The 16,573-nt window shown below is 66.2% G+C and carries 13 protein-coding genes; 9 read left to right on the top strand and 4 right to left on the bottom strand.

The window, feature by feature from the left end; all coding sequences use genetic code 11:
- Positions 1-204 precede the first annotated feature (204 nt).
- Positions 205-1,068, top strand: a complete 864-nt coding sequence (locus LAQ73_RS07425; RefSeq protein ID WP_224270593.1) for a sulfurtransferase — start codon at positions 205-207, stop codon at positions 1,066-1,068.
- Positions 1,069-2,026: 958 nt separating this feature from the next.
- Here LAQ73_RS07425 and LAQ73_RS07420 read toward each other — a convergent pair.
- On the bottom strand, positions 2,027-3,532 hold the full coding sequence (locus LAQ73_RS07420; protein ID WP_224270592.1) for a stage II sporulation protein M: 1,506 nt from the start codon (positions 3,530-3,532) through the stop codon (positions 2,027-2,029).
- Between the two features lie 131 nt (positions 3,533-3,663).
- Between LAQ73_RS07420 and LAQ73_RS07415 the strand changes: the two genes are divergently transcribed.
- The 3 genes from LAQ73_RS07415 to uvrB all read left to right on the top strand — a co-directional run bounded on the left by LAQ73_RS07415 (position 3,664) and on the right by uvrB (position 7,939).
- Entirely contained in the window at positions 3,664-4,284 is a 621-nt protein-coding gene (locus tag LAQ73_RS07415; protein WP_224270591.1) for a ferritin family protein, read from the top strand.
- 189 nt (positions 4,285-4,473) lie between these two features.
- On the top strand, positions 4,474-5,811 hold the full coding sequence (locus LAQ73_RS07410) for a GNAT family protein (RefSeq protein WP_224270590.1): 1,338 nt from the start codon (positions 4,474-4,476) through the stop codon (positions 5,809-5,811).
- 67 nt (positions 5,812-5,878) lie between these two features.
- The gene (uvrB, locus tag LAQ73_RS07405; RefSeq protein WP_224270589.1) at positions 5,879-7,939 is read left to right on the top strand and encodes an excinuclease ABC subunit UvrB; all 2,061 of its coding nucleotides are present in this window, start codon (positions 5,879-5,881) and stop codon (positions 7,937-7,939) included.
- Positions 7,940-7,969: 30 nt separating this feature from the next.
- Here uvrB and LAQ73_RS07400 read toward each other — a convergent pair whose 3' ends face one another.
- Positions 7,970-8,464, bottom strand: a complete 495-nt coding sequence (locus LAQ73_RS07400; RefSeq protein WP_224270588.1) for a GNAT family N-acetyltransferase — start codon at positions 8,462-8,464, stop codon at positions 7,970-7,972.
- A gap of 259 nt (positions 8,465-8,723) precedes the next feature.
- Between LAQ73_RS07400 and LAQ73_RS07395 the strand changes: the two genes are divergently transcribed.
- Both LAQ73_RS07395 and LAQ73_RS07390 read left to right on the top strand, forming a co-directional pair.
- Positions 8,724-11,180, top strand: coding sequence for a ribonucleoside-diphosphate reductase subunit alpha (locus LAQ73_RS07395; RefSeq protein ID WP_425601123.1), 2,457 nt, complete (start codon positions 8,724-8,726; stop codon positions 11,178-11,180).
- A 34-nt stretch (positions 11,181-11,214) separates the two neighbouring features.
- Entirely contained in the window at positions 11,215-12,207 is a 993-nt protein-coding gene (locus tag LAQ73_RS07390) for a ribonucleotide-diphosphate reductase subunit beta (RefSeq protein WP_224270587.1), read from the top strand.
- A 24-nt stretch (positions 12,208-12,231) separates the two neighbouring features.
- Here the strand turns inward: LAQ73_RS07390 and LAQ73_RS07385 are convergent, their stop codons facing one another.
- On the bottom strand, positions 12,232-13,362 hold the full coding sequence (locus tag LAQ73_RS07385; RefSeq protein ID WP_224270586.1) for an SPFH domain-containing protein: 1,131 nt from the start codon (positions 13,360-13,362) through the stop codon (positions 12,232-12,234).
- A gap of 162 nt (positions 13,363-13,524) precedes the next feature.
- Between LAQ73_RS07385 and LAQ73_RS07380 the strand changes: the two genes are divergently transcribed.
- From LAQ73_RS07380 to LAQ73_RS07370, 3 genes are all read left to right on the top strand, one after another.
- Entirely contained in the window at positions 13,525-13,719 is a 195-nt protein-coding gene (locus LAQ73_RS07380; protein WP_224270585.1) for a DUF7554 family protein, read from the top strand.
- A 105-nt stretch (positions 13,720-13,824) separates the two neighbouring features.
- A complete protein-coding gene (locus tag LAQ73_RS07375; protein WP_224270584.1) occupies positions 13,825-14,640 on the top strand; it encodes a twin-arginine translocation signal domain-containing protein in 816 nt (271 codons plus the stop codon).
- Position 14,641: 1 nt separating this feature from the next.
- The gene (locus tag LAQ73_RS07370) at positions 14,642-15,142 is read left to right on the top strand and encodes a 2'-5' RNA ligase family protein (protein WP_224270583.1); all 501 of its coding nucleotides are present in this window, start codon (positions 14,642-14,644) and stop codon (positions 15,140-15,142) included.
- A gap of 13 nt (positions 15,143-15,155) precedes the next feature.
- Here LAQ73_RS07370 and LAQ73_RS07365 read toward each other — a convergent pair whose 3' ends face one another.
- The gene (locus LAQ73_RS07365) at positions 15,156-16,496 is read right to left on the bottom strand and encodes a cytochrome P450 (protein WP_224270582.1); all 1,341 of its coding nucleotides are present in this window, start codon (positions 16,494-16,496) and stop codon (positions 15,156-15,158) included.
- Positions 16,497-16,573: the final 77 nt, after the last annotated feature.

Raw genomic sequence — 16,573 nt, 5'->3', positions numbered from 1 at the left:
AGCTCCCGTCGTCGCGGCCACGAGTGACTTCCGTCTCCTTTACCAGCAAAAACCCCCGACAGTTGTCGATTCGTCAGCCGCGCAACATTGGAATAAATCACTTGTCGGGCTGATTGTCGCAAAATTCTCCGGTACTTCGCTCGAACGGCCGTACATGCCGGGGGTGTGAGGGTTATGCTTCCGGAGTTCGTAGACATCCACGCGATGGCAAATTACGCAAAAGACGTACTCGTCTCGGCGGACTGGGTCGAAGACCATCTCGACGAATTCCAGAGCGACGACTCCGAGTATCGACTCGTGGAGGTCGACGTCGACACCGAGGCGTACGACGAGGGCCACGCCCCCGGCGCGATCGGGTTCAACTGGGAGACGCAACTGCAGGACCAGACGACCCGCGACATCCTCGACAAGGACGACTTCGAAGAACTGCTCGGCAGCCACGGCATCAGCGAGGACGCCACGGTCGTCCTCTACGGCGACAACTCGAACTGGTTCGCCGCCTACACCTACTGGCAGCTCAAGTACTACGGTCACGAGGACGTCCGCCTGATGAACGGCGGCCGCGACTACTGGGTCGACAACGACTACCCGCTCACCGACGAGGTGCCGGAGTTCCCCGAGCAGGAGTACTCCGCCCGCGGTCCGTTCGAATCCATCCGCGCCTACCGTGACGACGTCGAGAAGGCCATCGGCCGCGGTCTGCCGCTCGTCGACGTTCGCTCGCCCGAGGAGTTCTCCGGCGAGATCCTCGCCCCGCCGGGACTGCAGGAGACCGCCCAGCGCGGCGGCCACGTCCCCGGCGCTCGCAACATCTCGTGGGCGGCCACCGTGAACGACGACGGCACGTTCAAGTCCGCCGACGAACTCCGCGAGCTCTACGGGGCCGAGGGCGTCGACGACAATCAGGACGTCATCGCGTACTGCCGCATCGGCGAGCGCTCCTCCATCGCGTGGTTCGCACTCCACGAACTGCTCGGCTACGACAGCGTCACCAACTACGACGGCTCGTGGACCGAGTGGGGCAACCTCGTCGGCGCACCCGTCGAGACCGGCAGCAACGACGACTGAGCGCCTGCCGACTCGACACCGACTCGGTGGCTACCGCTCACGAGTTCTTCTTTCTTCGACCGGCGAGCGCGTCGCTCGTCAGTCGATGTCTGTGAGGATGGGGGGATACGAGGCGGGTGCCTCGTCGAACGCGACGCACCGTGACTGCATGGCTTGGCTAGTTCGTTGGCACGCGAACTGTGAGTGGTCTGGTGCGCCCGCGTTTCGCATTCACGACTTGTTCTTCTACTCACTAAACGACACTGCCAAACATGTTAGGTCCTACAATCACTGTGGACGAAATCCTCCTAATTTGACCGGTCTGGCGCCCCGCGAAACTCAAGTTAGGTCTGCCGGCGACCTACGAGACGCACTGCTCGTCGGTCGATGTCTGTGAGGATGGGGGGAGAACGAGGTGGGTGCCTCGTCAAACACGGCACGTCCGGAGTGCATGGCTTTGGCAAGTTCGTTGGCACGCGAACTGTGATGGGTCCGAGGCGTCCGTGTTCGCGTATTACCGTAGTGACGCCATCTACTAAACGACTGTACCATACAAATGAGGTTCCGTCTCGATCCGTCGCGGCGGCGCGGAAACGCCGTTGTAGTCGACGCCGCCGAAGATGAGAGCGGACGCTAATCCAGACGAGAGCGGACGCTGGTCCTAAGGGGAGCGGACACTGGTCCCGACGAGACGCGTCGCTCGGAGATGCGTGTCCGAAGAGAATTCGAGGCAAATGCCCCATCGAACGCAGCGCACCGGGACTGCATGGCTTGGCTAGTTCGTTGGCACGCGAACTGTGAGTGGTCTGGTGCGACCGCGTTACGCATATCTGAAGAGTAGCCCCGTCCACTAAACCCTTCCACCTAACAAATTAGGTCCCCGCGTTGCAGGAAGAAGCTCACAAATGGACGAACGAAATAGCAGTCGACCGGTGTCTCGACGATAGCAGTCCGGCCGGGAGGCGTCGCGCCCGAAACGCTATCCGCCGAGGACGAACGCGGCGATTTGAGGCGTCAGAAACGCCTCGATGAACGACGCGAGGACGAAGACGACGGCGAGTCCGACGAGCACGCGGAACGCGCGCTGGAGCGCTTCGGCCACCGACGCCGCGTCGTCCCGACCGCGGTACGCGCGCCACCCGACGCGGCCGAGATGCAGTCCGAGCGCACCGGCGACGACCAGTCCGGGCAGTTCGACGATGCCGTGCGGGACGACGAGCGCCAGAAACGGCACTAACTCGAAGATGCCGGCGAGCGAACCGACGAGCAGTCCGTTGAACGCGAGACTGGCCGCCGCCGGGACGCCGAGGGCGAGGCCGCCGTACGCGCTGCCGGCGGCGACGAGCCAGTTGTTCGCGGCGATGTTGACGAACGTATCCACCGGGAAGACGCCGAACACGCCGGCGACATCGCCCGGTGCGCCGATTTGGATGCCGTACCCCGACGTCGCGGCGTAGCCCGCGAGAATGCTCCCGGCCAGCACGAGCGTCGAGACGAGATTCCACCCCGGATGGTCGAGGACGAACCGCCCGAGCGCGCCGACACCATCTCGCGTACGTGCGACGATGCGGCGTCGTCGCGTGGGCCTGTCGGTGCCGTACTCGTCGTCGCGTTCGCCGAGACCGCGTTCGGCGTACAGCGAGGTTTTGAACCCGTCGAGAATCGGCGAGACGAGCAGTATCGACAGCACCGCGCCCGCCTGCGTCACACCGAAGAGGCCGGCCGTTCCGACGACGATGCTGTTGCCGACGAACGCCGCCGCCGCGACGAGCACGTAGAACAGGAAGTCGACCGGCCGCCGAATCGGGAACCGAACGCTCGCGCCGAGAGCGCTGGTCAGTCCGTCGCCGTCGACGACGAGCGACTGTTCGGTGAACGCCAACAACAGACCGACGACGAGGGCGAGCGACGCGGCGGCGAGCGCGACGAGGACGGCCGCCAGCGCGCCCATCGGGCCGAACGCGAGCAGCGCGGTGGCGAGGACGGCGGTCACGACGAGGAGGCCACCGAACAGCACCCCCCTGAGGAGGGAGAAGGCGACGAACGGCAGCCAGAGTCGACTCGCACCGCGGACGCCGTCGAGCGCCGGGTCCCGCCCGTCGATCGCGGCGAGCACCGCTGAGAGCGTGCCGGCGCGAACGCCACCCGCGACGAGGAGGCCGACCACGAGCGACGCCAAAGCGGCGAGTCCGAAGACGGTGACCGTCAGCGGCGTCACGACGACCGCCAGCGCCTCGGGGAGGCCGGTCGGAACCGTCGGCTCGGCGGAGCTGAACGCGGTGAAGTCGACCTGTTGGATGCGCTCGGCGAAGGTGCCGAGACGGCCGCTCGACGAGAGCACGGCGACGACGATGGCGACGCCGACGAACAGCGGTACGCGGGCGACGACGCCGACGCTCGTCGCTAGCAGGTAAAACGGCAGGACAGCAATGGGGTAACGATCCGGGAGGCGGAATCCCGAACGGAGGGCTGTGGAGATGCGCACGTCCGACAGTTGACACCCATCCCCGTAACTGTATCTCCCGGTGACTATTCGACGCCCGCCGACGCTGCCGTGTCGTCGAAGGGATTGACGGCGACGTAGGTTACAAACACCTGACCTCCCTACGTCGTCGTATGAACGGCTACGAACTCATCGAGACGCTGCGCGACGACCACGAGACGGCACTCTCCCGACTCGGCTCCTCGAAGGCGTTGTACGCGCTCACCGGCGGCGAGATGGACGCACCGGCGGTTCGCGCGGCCGCGCACGACGAAGCCGAGACGGCCGCCCGTCTCTTCGAGGAGTGGGCCGAGACGGAGGACCACGAAGACGCCGCAGAGTTGTTCTCGGCCGTCGCCGACGCGGAGGCCGACCACCGAGAGGCTATCGGGAGCGACGAGGGGAACCCGGACACGGATCGCCCGACGTACGAGACGCTCGACGGCTTCGGGACGACCGAAGAGCGGGTCGGCGGCCTGCTCGCGCGCTCGATCGTCGGCAGCCGCCTCGCCGGGCAGATGGTCGGTTTCTTCGTCGGCAGCGCCGACACGTCCTCGGCGGACGCCTTCCGTAGCATCCGCGACGACTACGACGACCAACTGGACCGTGCCGCCGAAACGCTCGACGCCGTCTGCGAGGACGACGCCGACTGGGAACGCGCCCGTGCCGCCGCCGCCGCCGTCGTCGACGCCGCGTACGACCACTACGTCGAGGCGCTCGAATCGATGGGCGTCAAGCCGAAGAACGTCTGCTGACCGCCGAATAGATTGATTCACCGACTGACACTCTCGAATCTCCACGCGAACCGAAGGGGTCCGCGGTCTCTGTGGGCTCTTACTGTCCGTCTGGGCTAAACGATTGGGAAGCCCCTAGCCCCCGTTTGGTCGGACTTACGACCGAGTATGGAGTGAGTAACAATGCCGTCCCTCCCGTAAATCCCACCGATGACCGTATCGACCGACGAGCGTCACGACGGGGACGCTGGTGCCGACCACGACGGGTCCGGCTCCGCGTCGGCGGCCGACTCTCGCGTCGACGAGAACGGGCCGATTGACGCCGCAACGTCGCCCGAAAAGCCTGCTTCCGACGGCGGAGACGCCCCCGACCCGACCGGTAGTTCCGCCGTAACGGTAGCCGACGCCGTTGACGATTCGCTTCCCCACCTACGTCCGTTCGATTCGACCGACCGCGACGCACTGCTCTCGCTGTGCGAGACGGTGACGGGTGAACCGATGGACTCGACGCGGTTCGACGGGCTGTTTCTCGACGCGCCGTTCGCTCTCGACGAAACGCCGATACACGTCGCCGAACGTGACGGCGAGCTCGTCGGCGCGCACCTGTCGGTCCCGGTCCGCATGCGCGTCGGCACCGACGTGGTGACGGGTCTCTGTGCGTACGACACCGTCGTCCGACCCGACTACCGGGAGACCGACCTCGCAGCTCGACTCGCCTCGGCGGCGACGGACCGATACGACGACTCGGAGGCGACGTTCGGGTTCGCGTTTCTCGACGACGACGCGCTCGACGACGTCTCGGAACTCGACTACCGCGTCGCCGACGAGCTCCCGACGTACTATCGGATGCAGAGTTCGGGCGCGTTCGCCGGCGGTGACGGCGTTGTGACCCGGGCGCTCGGGCGACTCGCCGCCGTCGCCGCCCGCGGGTACACCGCCGCCAAACGTCGCCGTGTCGCCGTCGACCGAACGGTGACGGTCTCGCGCGTCGACGGCGTCGCGGCCGACCGTCTGGCGTCGCTCGCCGACCGCACCGACGTCGGCGGTATCCACGCCGTCCGCGACGCGGCGTTCTACCGGCGGCGGTTCGCCGACGGCGAGACGGCCTACCGGACGTACTTCGCCTCGCGCGACGGTGAGACGGTCGCCGCCGTCGTCGTCGCCGACCGAGACGGCTCCCGGGTCGAACTCGTGGACGCTCTCCCGAGTGCGAGCCTCGCCGACGACGCCGAAAACCCCGCCGACGAGACGGCAGACGCGCGGGACGACGCCGCGATTCGAACGCTGCTCGTCGCCGTCACCGAACAGTACGCAGACGCCGACTGCCTCGCGGCGTTCGGCTCGGCGTTCCCCGAACGTGCGATGCGAGCAGTCGGGTTCGTCCGAGACGACGACTACCCGCTGTCGCTTCGGACCACGCCGACGACGCTCGTCACCCGGCCGTACTGTGACGGCGACGTCAGCAACGCCGACTCCTGGCGCTGCGGTGGCGAGATACTCACCGACGGCACCGTCTGGCGTCCGACGCTCGCCGACCGCTTCTCGTAACCGTCCGACGCCGTTCGTCTCGCGCTCGGACGTGTCCGTAAAGTAGCTCCGCCACGTACGTCGCTCGATGAGTGACACCGACTCCGGACCGCTGTCGCCCGACCGGCCGGAGGCCGACCGTCGGTTCCGCGTCGACGCGCCGTTCGACCCCGCAGGCGACCAACCGGAGGCCATCGAGCAGTTAGCCGCCGGCTACGCCGAGGGGATGCAGAAACAGACGCTGCTCGGCGTGACGGGCAGCGGGAAGACCAACACCGTCTCGTGGACCATCGAGGAGGTCCAGCAGCCGACGCTCGTCCTCGCGCACAACAAGACGCTCGCCGCCCAGTTGTACGAGGAGTTCCGGAATCTCTTCCCGGACAACGCCGTCGAGTACTTCGTCTCCTACTACGACTACTACCAACCGGAGGCGTACCTCGAACAGACCGACACGTACATTGACAAGGACATGTCCATCAACGAGGAGATAGACCGCCTCCGCCACTCGGCGACCCGGTCGCTTCTCACCCGCGACGACGTCATCGTCGTCGCCTCCGTCTCGGCCATCTACGGCCTGGGTGACCCGCGAAACTACAAGGAGATGGCCTTAGAGCTGGAGGTCGGCCAGGAGATCGACCGCGACGAACTGCTGAAGCGCCTCGTCGACCTCAACTACGAGCGAAACGACGTCGACTTCTCGCAGGGCACCTTCCGCGTGCGCGGCGACACCGTCGAGGTGTTTCCGATGTACGGCCGCTACGCCGTCCGCGTGGAGTTCTGGGGCGACGAGGTCGACCGGATGATGAAAATCGACACCTTGCAGGGCGAGGTCGTCTCCCAGGAACCCGCGGTCCTCTTTCACCCGGCGGAGCACTACTCCATCCCGGAGGGCCGCCTCGAACGCGCTACTCGAGAGATAGAGGAGCTGATGGGGCAACGGGTCCGCTACTTCGAGCGAAACGGCGATCTGGTCGCCGCCCAGCGCATCGAGGAGCGAACCACGTTCGACCTCGAAATGTTACGGGAGACCGGCTACTGCTCGGGCATCGAGAACTACTCGGTACATATGTCCGACCGCGAGTCGGGCGAAGCGCCGTACACGCTCTTGGACTACTTCCCCGACGACTTCCTCTGCGTCGTCGACGAGTCCCACGTCACGCTCCCGCAGATCAAGGGCCAGTTCGCGGGCGACAAATCCAGAAAGGACTCGCTCGTCGGCAACGGCTTCCGCCTGCCGACCGCCTACGACAACCGCCCGCTGACGTTCGAGGAGTTCGAAGAGAAGACCTCGAAGCTCCTGTTCGTCTCGGCGACGCCGAGCGACTACGAGCGCGAACAGTCCGAGCAGATCGTCGAACAGATCGTTCGCCCCACGCACCTCGTCGACCCGAAGGTCGAGGTGACCGAGGCGACGGGACAGGTCGACGACCTGATGGACCGCATCGACGACCGCATCGAGCGGGAAGAACGCGTGCTCGTGACGACGCTCACGAAGCGGATGGCCGAGGACCTCACCGAGTATCTCGAAGAGGCGGGCGTCGACGTCGCCTACATGCACGACGAGACCGACACGCTCGAACGTCACGAGCTCATCCGCGACCTACGACTCGGGAACATCGACGTGCTCGTCGGCATCAACCTCCTGCGGGAGGGCCTCGACATCCCCGAAGTGTCGCTCGTCGCCATCCTCGACGCCGACCAGGAGGGCTTCTTGCGCTCGGAGACGACGCTCGTCCAGACGATGGGTCGCGCCGCCCGCAACGTCAACGGCGAGGTCGTGCTCTACGCCGACAAGATGACGAACTCGATGGAAGCCGCCATCGGAGAGACCCAGCGCCGCCGCGAGATTCAGACCGAGTTCAACGAGGAGCACGGCTACACGCCCGAGACCATCCAGAAGGAGGTCGGCGAGACCAACCTCCCGGGAAGCGACACCGACACCTCCGGCACCTCCGTCGACGACGTCGAGGACGCCGACGACGCCGCTCGGAAGGTCGAACTGCTCGAAGACCGGATGGACGAGGCCGCGAGCAACCTCGAATTCGAACTCGCCGCGGACATCCGCGACCGGATTCAGGAGCTCCGCCGGACGTTCGACCTCGACCGTCCGGACGACGGTATCGCCCCCGAAGTCGACCCCGAGTTCTGAGCCACCCTCGGTTTCGAGTTCCGGCGGCGACTACGCCGCCGAGAGCTCCTTCCGATAGACGTTCTCCCGGTAGCTCTCGCCGCCCATCGTGACCTCTCCTTCTCCCGTCTGTTCGAAGCCGAGGTGGCGGTAGAACTCGTTGCCCATCTCGTTGTCCGCGAGGACGATGGCCTCCAGTCGGTGCATGTTGAAATCTTCGAGGTCCGAGCGGAGGCGCTCGTACAGCGCCGACCCGATGCCGTCGCGCCAGTGGTCGGGGTCGACGTAGAGACGGACGATGTCGCCCTGTTCGGCTTCGACAACGCCGTGACAGAAGCCGACTATCTCACCATCTTCCTCGGCGACCAGAAACGCCGTGCCCGGCTTGTCGAGCGCATCGGAAAGCGTCTCGTCGGAGTACCACTCCGAGACCGTTTCTTCGACCGTCTCCGTCCCGAGGATGTCGCGGTACGTCGCCTCCCACGACTGTCGGGCGACGCGCTGTATCGCCGGGATATCGTCGGGTATCGCTGGTCTCACTCCCATGTGTCACAGTAGCACGCCAACGCGGAAATCCGTTATTCGGGGCCGCTGACACGACCTCGGTAACTCACCGAAAAACAACCGAATTTGTACTACTGAAAGCTCTGTTGGAAACACTTATGCCGCTCCCGTCGGTCATCACGCGGTACACGGTTCGACCGCGCCGACGGTGCCGACACGGGCGCTCTCGGCCGTTTCCCCGACGAGTCGCGACGCCGTCCAGCGACGCGACCGCCGGGGTCGAACTCACACCATCTCAGACATGAGCCAGACCACCGACACACACGCAGAGACCGCTCGCTCAGTGCTCGTGGACGCCTGCCGCGGCCGCGACGCCATCGGTGACGTCGACGGTCTCGCCGACGCCACCGAGCGAAAACTGTACGACGGTGCATCCGTCGACGAACTGTACGAAGCCATCATCGACGTGTTGACCGCCCGCACCGAGCGCGACCCGGCGTTCGACGCCGCGGCGGCCGACGTGTTCCGCCGCCGCTACCACCGCCGACTGCTCGGCGACGACCTGCAGGGCGACGACCTTGACGCCGCCTACCGCGAGTCGTTCCGCGAAGGAATCGAACGCGGCGTCGCCGAAGACCTGCTCGACGAGCGCATGCTCGCCTACGACCTCGACGAACTCGCCGACACGCTCGTCCCCGACCGCGACGAGGCGTTCGGCTACATGGCGATGGAGACGCTCGAAAAACGCTACTTCCTGCGGACGAACGAGGGCGAGCGCCTCGAACTGCCGCAGTCGTTCTGGATGCGCGTCGCCATGGGCGTCGCGCTCCGCGAACTCCCCGAGGAGCGCACCGAGCGCGCCAAGGAGTTCTACGAACTGCTGTCGACGCTGCGGTTCGTCCACTCGACGCCGACGCTGTTTCACGCCGGGACGACCCATCCGCAGCTCTCCTCCTGTTATCTCACCACCGTCGACGACGACTTAGACGACATCTTCGACGCCTACGGCGAGCACGCGAAGCTCTCGAAGTGGTCCGGCGGCCTCGGCAACGACTGGACCGACGTCCGCGCGACCGGCGCGCTCATCGAGTCGACGGGCGTCGAGTCGACGGGCGTCGTCCCGTTCCTGAAGATTTCGAACGACGTCACCGCGGCCATCAACCGCTCGGGGAAGCGCCGCGGCGCGGCCTGCGCCTACCTCGAGTGCTGGCACATGGATTTCCCGGCGTTCGTCGACCTCCGACGCAACACCGGCGATGAGCGCCGCCGCACCCACGACATGAACACGGCGGCGTGGATTCCGGACCTGTTCGTGAAGCGCGTCGAAGCCGACGAGCGGTGGACGCTCTTCTCGCCCGACGAGGTGCCCGAACTCCACGGCACGTACGGTCGGGAGTTCGAGGAGCTGTACCGCGAGTACGAGAAGAAAGCCGACGCGGGCGAACTCCGACAGTACGAGCGCGTCGACGCCGCCGACCTCTGGCGGACGATGCTCACCCGCCTGTTCGAGACGGGTCACCCGTGGCTGACGTTCAAAGACCCCTGCAACGTCCGGTCGCCGCAAGACCACGCGGGCGTCGTCAACTCCTCGAACCTCTGCACCGAGATCACGCTCAACACCTCCGACGACGAGACGGCCGTCTGCAACCTCGGCTCCGTGAATCTCGCGCGGCACGTCGACGGCGAGAGACTGAACCGCGAGCGTCTCGCCGACACCGTCGACACGGCGATACGGATGCTCGACAACGTCGTCGACCTGAACTTCTACCCGACCGACGCGGCGGAGCGCTCGAACCTCCGTCACCGTCCGGTCGGCCTCGGCGTGATGGGCTTCCACGAGGCGCTCGTCGACTGCGGCGTCCCGATGGCCGCCGAGGAGGCCGTCTCCTTCGCCGACGAGGCGATGGAGTTCGTCGCCTACCACGCAATTCTCGGCTCCTCCCGGCTCGCCCGCGAGCGCGGCACGTACGACAGCTACGAGGGGTCGAAGTGGGACCGCGGGCTGTTCCCGCAGGACACGGTCGAACTCCTGGAGGAGGAGCGCGGCCGCGAGATACCCGTCGACGTCTCCGAGACGCTCGACTGGGAGGCCGTCCGCGGGCACGTCGCCGACCACGGGATGCGCAACTCGAACACGATGGCCGTCGCGCCGACGGCGACCATCTCGACCATCGCCGGGACGACGCCCTCCATCGAACCGCGCTACTCGAACCTCTACGTGAAGTCGAACATGTCCGGCGAGTTCACCGTCGTCAACGAGACGCTCGTCGAGCAGCTGAAGGAGCGCGACCTGTGGGGTCCCGAACTACTCGACCGCATCAAGTACCACGACGGCTCGATTCAGGAGATAGACGCCATCCCCGAGTCGCTGCGCGAGCTCCATCGCAGCGCCTTCGAAATCGACCCGCGGCACCAACTTCGGCTGTCGGCGCAGCGCGCCGTCTGGGTCGACCAGAGCCAGTCGCACAACGTCTTCTTCCCCTCGACGGACGGGACGCTGCTCGACGACGTCTACCGGACCGCCTGGAAACTCGGCCTGAAGACGACCTACTACCTGCGGACGCTCGGCGCGAGCCAGATAGAGAAATCGACGCTCGACATGGCCGAGTACGACGACACGCAGTTGCGCGGCGGTTCCGAGGGTAGCGACGCCACCGCAGACGGCGACGACGCCGGCCACTCCGACGACGAGTGGGAGTCCGGCGACGCCTGCGACCTCCCGAGCGTCGAGGACCCGACCTGCGACGCCTGCCAGTAACGCCCGCTAATCGCTCTCCAGCACACAACCACCGATGCCGATACTCAACGACGACAGCCAGCACGACCCGAACAAGATACTGCCCATCGAGTACGACTGGGCCCGCGAGTACTACAAGGCGGGCGTCGCCAACAACTGGGTGCCCGAGGAGGTTCCTATGCAGGACGACGTCTCCCAGTGGACCGGCGACGAACTCACCGACGCGGAACGACGACTGGTCGAGTGGAACCTCGGCTTCTTCTCGACGGCCGAGTCGCTGACGGCGAACAACATAGTCCTCGCCGTCTACGACTACGTCACCGCGCCCGAGTGCCGCCAGTACCTCCTGCGGCAGGCGTACGAGGAGGCCATCCACACGGACACGTTCATCTACTGCTGCGACAGCCTCGGCTTCGACCCCGAGTACCTCTACGGAATGTACGACCGCGTCCCGAGCATCGAGGAGAAAGACGAGTTTGTCGTCGACCTGACGCGCGCCGTCGACGACCCCGGGTTCACCATCGAGACGGACGACGACCTCCGGGCGTTCCTCCGCGACCTCGTCGGCTTCTACGTCATCATGGAGGGCATCTTCTTCTACGCGGGCTTTGCGATGATGCTCGCGCTCAAACGGCAGGGAAAGATGGTCGGCGTCGGCGAGCAGTTCGAGTACATCATGCGCGACGAATCCTTGCACCTCAACTTCGGCGTCGACCTCATCAACACGGTCCGCGACGAGAACCCCGGCGTCTGGACCGACGCCTTCGATGCCGAGATTCGAGAGCTCGTCGTGGAAGCGGTCGAACTGGAGCAGATATACGCGGAGGAGGCGTGTCCCCCCGATCTGTTCGGGATGAGCGCCGAGCAGTTCGCCGAGTACGTCGAGTACGTCGCCGACCGCCGCCTCGGCCAACTCCGGATGGACGCCGAGTTCGGCACCGAAAACCCGTTCCCGTGGATGTCCGAACAGGTCGACCTCAACAAGGAGAAGAACTTCTTCGAGACGCAGGTGACCGAGTACCAGTCCGGCGGGTCGCTCGACTGGTAACCGAGACGCGTGCGCTGACCGCGCTCAGTTCCGCTCGGTCTCCTCGGGGACGACCTCGACGATCTGCTCGCGGTCGCCGTTGCCGATGTCGTCGAGAATCTCCTCGATGTCGTTGAGACCGAGCATCTCGCGCGTCTCCGCGTCGAACGACTGCGAGTCGAGCTGCGGGGTCGACTCGCGCACGTCGCTGCCCGACAACTGCTTGCCGTAGCGGCCGACGAGCGAGGTGAGCTCCTGCGGGAGCACGAACGTCGTCGACGGACCCGCACCGATCTCCGACAGCGTCTCCATCCCCTTGTCGATGATGGCGCGTTCGCCCATCGATTCGGCCGCGCGGGCCCGCAACACCGTCGAGACGGCCTCGCCCTGCGCTTCGAGAATCTGGCTCTGTTTCTCACCCTGCGCGCGGATGATGTTCGACTGCTTCTCGCCTTCCGCCCGTTCGACGGCGCTGCGCCGTTCACCTTGGGCTTCGAGAATCATCGCGCGGCGGCGACGCTCGGCGGCGGTCTGTTGCTCCATCGCGGCCTCGACGTCCCTGCTGGGTTTCACCTCCCGGACTTCGACCGATTCGACGCGGATGCCCCACTCGTCGGTTGGCTCGTCGAGCTCCTCGCGGATCCGCGCGTTGATCTCGGCACGCCGCGACAGCGTCTCGTCGAGTTCCATATCGCCGAGCACGGCGCGCAGCGTCGTCTGCGCGAGGTTCGAGGTGGCGGTGACGTAATCTTCGACCTCCAAGAAGGCTTTCTTGGCGTCCATCACGCGGATGTAGACGACGGCGTCGGCCGTGACGGGCGAGTTGTCCTCCGTGATGGCCTCCTGTCGGGGAACGTCGAGCGTCTGGGTCCGCATGTCGAAGCGATGCGCCCGCGAGACGAACGGCGGCACGAGGTTGAGGCCGGGTTCGAGCAGTTTGCGGTACTCGCCGAACACCGTCAGTGCGCGTTTCTCGTACGCTAGGACGATTTCGACGGCGCTGACCAGCGTTGCGACGGCCAGTGAGCACACGAGCAAGCCGACGATAGTCGCCGGCGTGATGGGGACGAGCGTGAGCGCCACCGACGCGGCGACGACGAGAAAGAGGGCGGTCCACAGTTGCTTGGGGACGCCTCTCGCCGTAGCGCGCCCGAGTTCGCGGAAAGGGCTTGCCATACGCTCTCTAGCGAGCGACCAGGGATAAGTGTCACTCGTGATTCACCCCTCTCGCGCTCGACCCCTTCGCTTCCACTGCAGATTGTGGCAAACGTCTATCGTTTTCCGACGAATCGAGACGTCGCCGGTGCATTTTTGCGTACCGGACAGTCACGTCCGCGCATGAGTCGAAGCCGCGCGAAACTCGACGTCGAGGACCTCCTGAAAGTCGTCTTGGTTCTCGTCGTCGTCTGGTTAGTACTCGAAATCGTCGAGACCGCACTCGGCATCGTCGGTGGTCTGCTCGGTCCATTGCAGCCGTTGCTGGGTCTCATCGTCGTGACGCTCATCGTGCTCTGGTTCTTCGACCGGCTTTGAAGTCGTCGACCTCTCGACGTACGCCGACCCCCCGACGTGCGCCGACCCACCCGTCCCGCACGCGCACCTGACGGATTTTTGTACTCCCGCACGTAGTCGGTGCCGATGACGACACCGACCAGCTCGCGCCGGACGTTTCTCCGCCGCGTCGGCGCGGCGGGAGCGCTCGGCGTCGCGACGGTCGGCTGTCTCGGTCGTGCGCCGCCGGTCGTCGTCGCCACCGCGAGCGAGTCGACCTCGCTCGCGGCCGACTCGGGAGTTCTCGGCGAGCGCGCGTTCGCCGGCTACGTCTCCCAGATGGCCCGTCGATACGGCGACAGCGGTGTTTGGGGCACCGACGAGCCTCCCTCCCCGACCGAGGCGGATTTCGAGAACGCGCGACGGCTCTCGCTTCGGGCCGCCCTCGACGGCGACGAGTACGCCGTCGCCGACGCCGCCGTCGCCCGTTACGGCCTCCGGCGCTTCGACACCGACGGCCGTCGCCACGTCGCCTACTGGCTCTGGTGCGCGGCCAGACCGCTGACCGACTCGGTGTGGCTCGACGCAGTCGGCCGCTCCATCGGTATCGCACTCACGAGCTTCGAGGTGGGAGTCGACCTCGATTCCGCCGCCGACCTGTTCGACTCCGCGCCGACCGCACGGGTGAGCGGTCCGCAGGCGGTGTCGGTTGCGACGGCGGGCGAGAGCGACGGGGGCGCGGTGTTCGGCGTCGACTTCCCGCTCCGCGACGGTCGGCTTCGGCCCCGCGTCGCCGACGTCACGGACGGCGGAAACGGACGCGACAGCTACCGAATCGGCTGGCGCGGTCGGTTCGGCGGCGTCCAGTCGGTGAACGGCCTCTGCGTCGTCGGCGAGTCGGTGTCCGGCCCCGACCCCACTACCGACTGGCACGTGTCGCTCTCGGCGGCGGGGTGGGTCTGACGTGAGCTACAGCCTCAACGTTCCCGTCCCGGGGACCGTCGAGCGCTTGGCCGACGAACTCTACCCGCAGTTGACCGCGTTCGATACGGTACGGAACCGCCACACGCTCGTCGTCAAACGCTTCGAGAACCAGCCGTACGACCGCCTCCGCGAGGCGCTTCGTCTCCCGCTGGCGAACGAACCGACGTTCGAGGCGCGAATCGCGGGCGTCGATACGTTCGAACGACCGACCCGCGGCGACGGCCCCGTCGTCTACCTTGCCGTCGACAGTTCCGGCCTCCTGGCGCTTCACGACAGACTCGTCGATAGATTCGGCGAAATCGAGGGACTCGAAGGCGACGACTACGTCCCACACGTGACGCTCGCTCGCGGCGGTTCTCCGTCCGCCGTCGACGCGCTCCGCGACGCCGAGTTCGACCCGGTGGCGTGGACCGTCTCCGAACTCGACGTCTGGAGTGCGGAGTACAGAGAAGTCGTCGGAACGATTCCGCTTCGGGGGTAACTCCGGCCCCGCTTTAGTTCTCTCGCGCGTGCAGTCGCATCTCCATCGGGTTCCGCGGATGCATCGTCAGCGACCCGCGAAGCGTGAGCGGGTCGTCCTCGCCGACGTACTCCAGCGAGTACTTCTGGGCGACGGTGCCGAGAATGAGTTTGGCTTCGAGCATCGAGAACTGCTTGCCGATGCAGTGGCGCGGGCCGGCCCCGAACGGGAAGTACGAGAGCCGCGGGCGCTTCGAGCGCTCGACGGGCGTCCAGCGGTCGGGGTCGAACTCCAGCGGGTCGTCGTAGTATCTCGACGAGCGGTGGACGGCCCACTGCGGCAGCATCACCGCCGACCCTTCCGGGACTCTGTAGCCGCCGAGCTTCACGTCCACGAGCGGCTCGCGGAACAGCGTGTACACCGGCGGGTAGAGGCGCATCGTTTCCTGCAGTACCTGTTCTGTGTATCGCAGTCTCCGGGCGTCCCGCGCGGTCGGCGCATCGCCGCCGAGTAGCTCGTCGAGTTCGGCGTGGACCTTCTCCTCTACTTCGGGATGCTGCGAGAGCAGATACCACGTGTACGTGAGCGTCAGCGCGGTGGTGTCGTGGCCCGCCAACAGCATCGTCATCATCTCGTCGCGCAGCTGCTGGTCGGTCTGCTTGCCGCGCGCCTGCGCGCGCATGAGAATCGAGAGGAGGTCCATCCGCGAGGGGTCGTTCTCGGTCCCGCGGCGGTCGCCGACGATGTCGTCGATGATGGATTCGAGCACCTCGATGGCCCCGCGGTACTCGCGGTTCTCGCGGGTCGGTGCCCAGTCGGGGATGAGGAAACGCCGCGGGTCCGGTTCGAAACGCGCGCCGAGCGGTTCGAGGTGTTCCTGTACCCGCTGGACGCGCTCGTCGCCCGCCGTCGACCCGAACATCGCCTCGACGATGATTTTCACCGTCAGCCGCGCCATCTCTATCTGGGCGTCGAACGTCTCGCCGTCGCGCCACTCGTCGAGCATCGCCTCGGTGTAGTCGGTCATCGTCTCGTCGAGCGAGGCGATGCGATGCATGTTGAACGCCGGTTGGGCCAACTCGCGCTGTTCGCGCCATGTCTCGCCCTCGCTCAGGAGTAAGCCCTCGCCGAGCAGGTCGCCGATGGCGTCGTCCTGAAACCGAGGTTTTCGGTATCTCTCGGCTTCGCTCACAAGCACCGTCTCGATGTCCCCGGGGTTGGTGAGCATGTACGTCTCCAGCGGCCCGAGGTCGAAGCGGACCACGTCGCCGTAGGCGTCGGCGCAGGCGGTGAGGAAACTGAAGGGGTCTCTCGCGTACTGCTGACTACTGCCGAACAGCGGGACACCGCGGGGACCCGGGGGTCGCGCTCGCATATCTCGGCTTCGGATGGAGTGCGGATAAGCGTTGGCCCGAATTCGCTTCTGGAGCGCTCTGTCGGCCGGAATCGGTG

The organism is Haloprofundus salinisoli (assembly GCF_020097815.1).
Taxonomy (GTDB): Archaea; Halobacteriota; Halobacteria; order Halobacteriales; family Haloferacaceae; genus Haloprofundus; species Haloprofundus salinisoli.
This window is presented reverse-complemented; position numbering and strand designations above follow the sequence as displayed.

Bases quoted from the DNA above. Each gene is read 5' to 3' on its own strand.
- LAQ73_RS07425 (WP_224270593.1), top strand. From the start codon at position 205: ATGGCAAATTACGCAAAAGACGTACTCGTCTCGGCGGACTGGGTCGAA.
- LAQ73_RS07415 (WP_224270591.1), top strand. From the start codon at position 3,664: ATGAACGGCTACGAACTCATCGAGACGCTGCGCGACGACCACGAGACG.
- LAQ73_RS07410 (WP_224270590.1), top strand. From the start codon at position 4,474: ATGACCGTATCGACCGACGAGCGTCACGACGGGGACGCTGGTGCCGAC.
- uvrB (WP_224270589.1), top strand. From the start codon at position 5,879: ATGAGTGACACCGACTCCGGACCGCTGTCGCCCGACCGGCCGGAGGCC.
- LAQ73_RS07400 (WP_224270588.1), bottom strand. From the start codon at position 8,464: ATGGGAGTGAGACCAGCGATACCCGACGATATCCCGGCGATACAGCGC.
- LAQ73_RS07395 (WP_425601123.1), top strand. From the start codon at position 8,724: ATGAGCCAGACCACCGACACACACGCAGAGACCGCTCGCTCAGTGCTC.
- LAQ73_RS07390 (WP_224270587.1), top strand. From the start codon at position 11,215: ATGCCGATACTCAACGACGACAGCCAGCACGACCCGAACAAGATACTG.
- LAQ73_RS07385 (WP_224270586.1), bottom strand. From the start codon at position 13,362: ATGGCAAGCCCTTTCCGCGAACTCGGGCGCGCTACGGCGAGAGGCGTC.
- LAQ73_RS07380 (WP_224270585.1), top strand. From the start codon at position 13,525: ATGAGTCGAAGCCGCGCGAAACTCGACGTCGAGGACCTCCTGAAAGTC.
- LAQ73_RS07375 (WP_224270584.1), top strand. From the start codon at position 13,825: ATGACGACACCGACCAGCTCGCGCCGGACGTTTCTCCGCCGCGTCGGC.
- LAQ73_RS07365 (WP_224270582.1), bottom strand. From the start codon at position 16,496: ATGCGAGCGCGACCCCCGGGTCCCCGCGGTGTCCCGCTGTTCGGCAGT.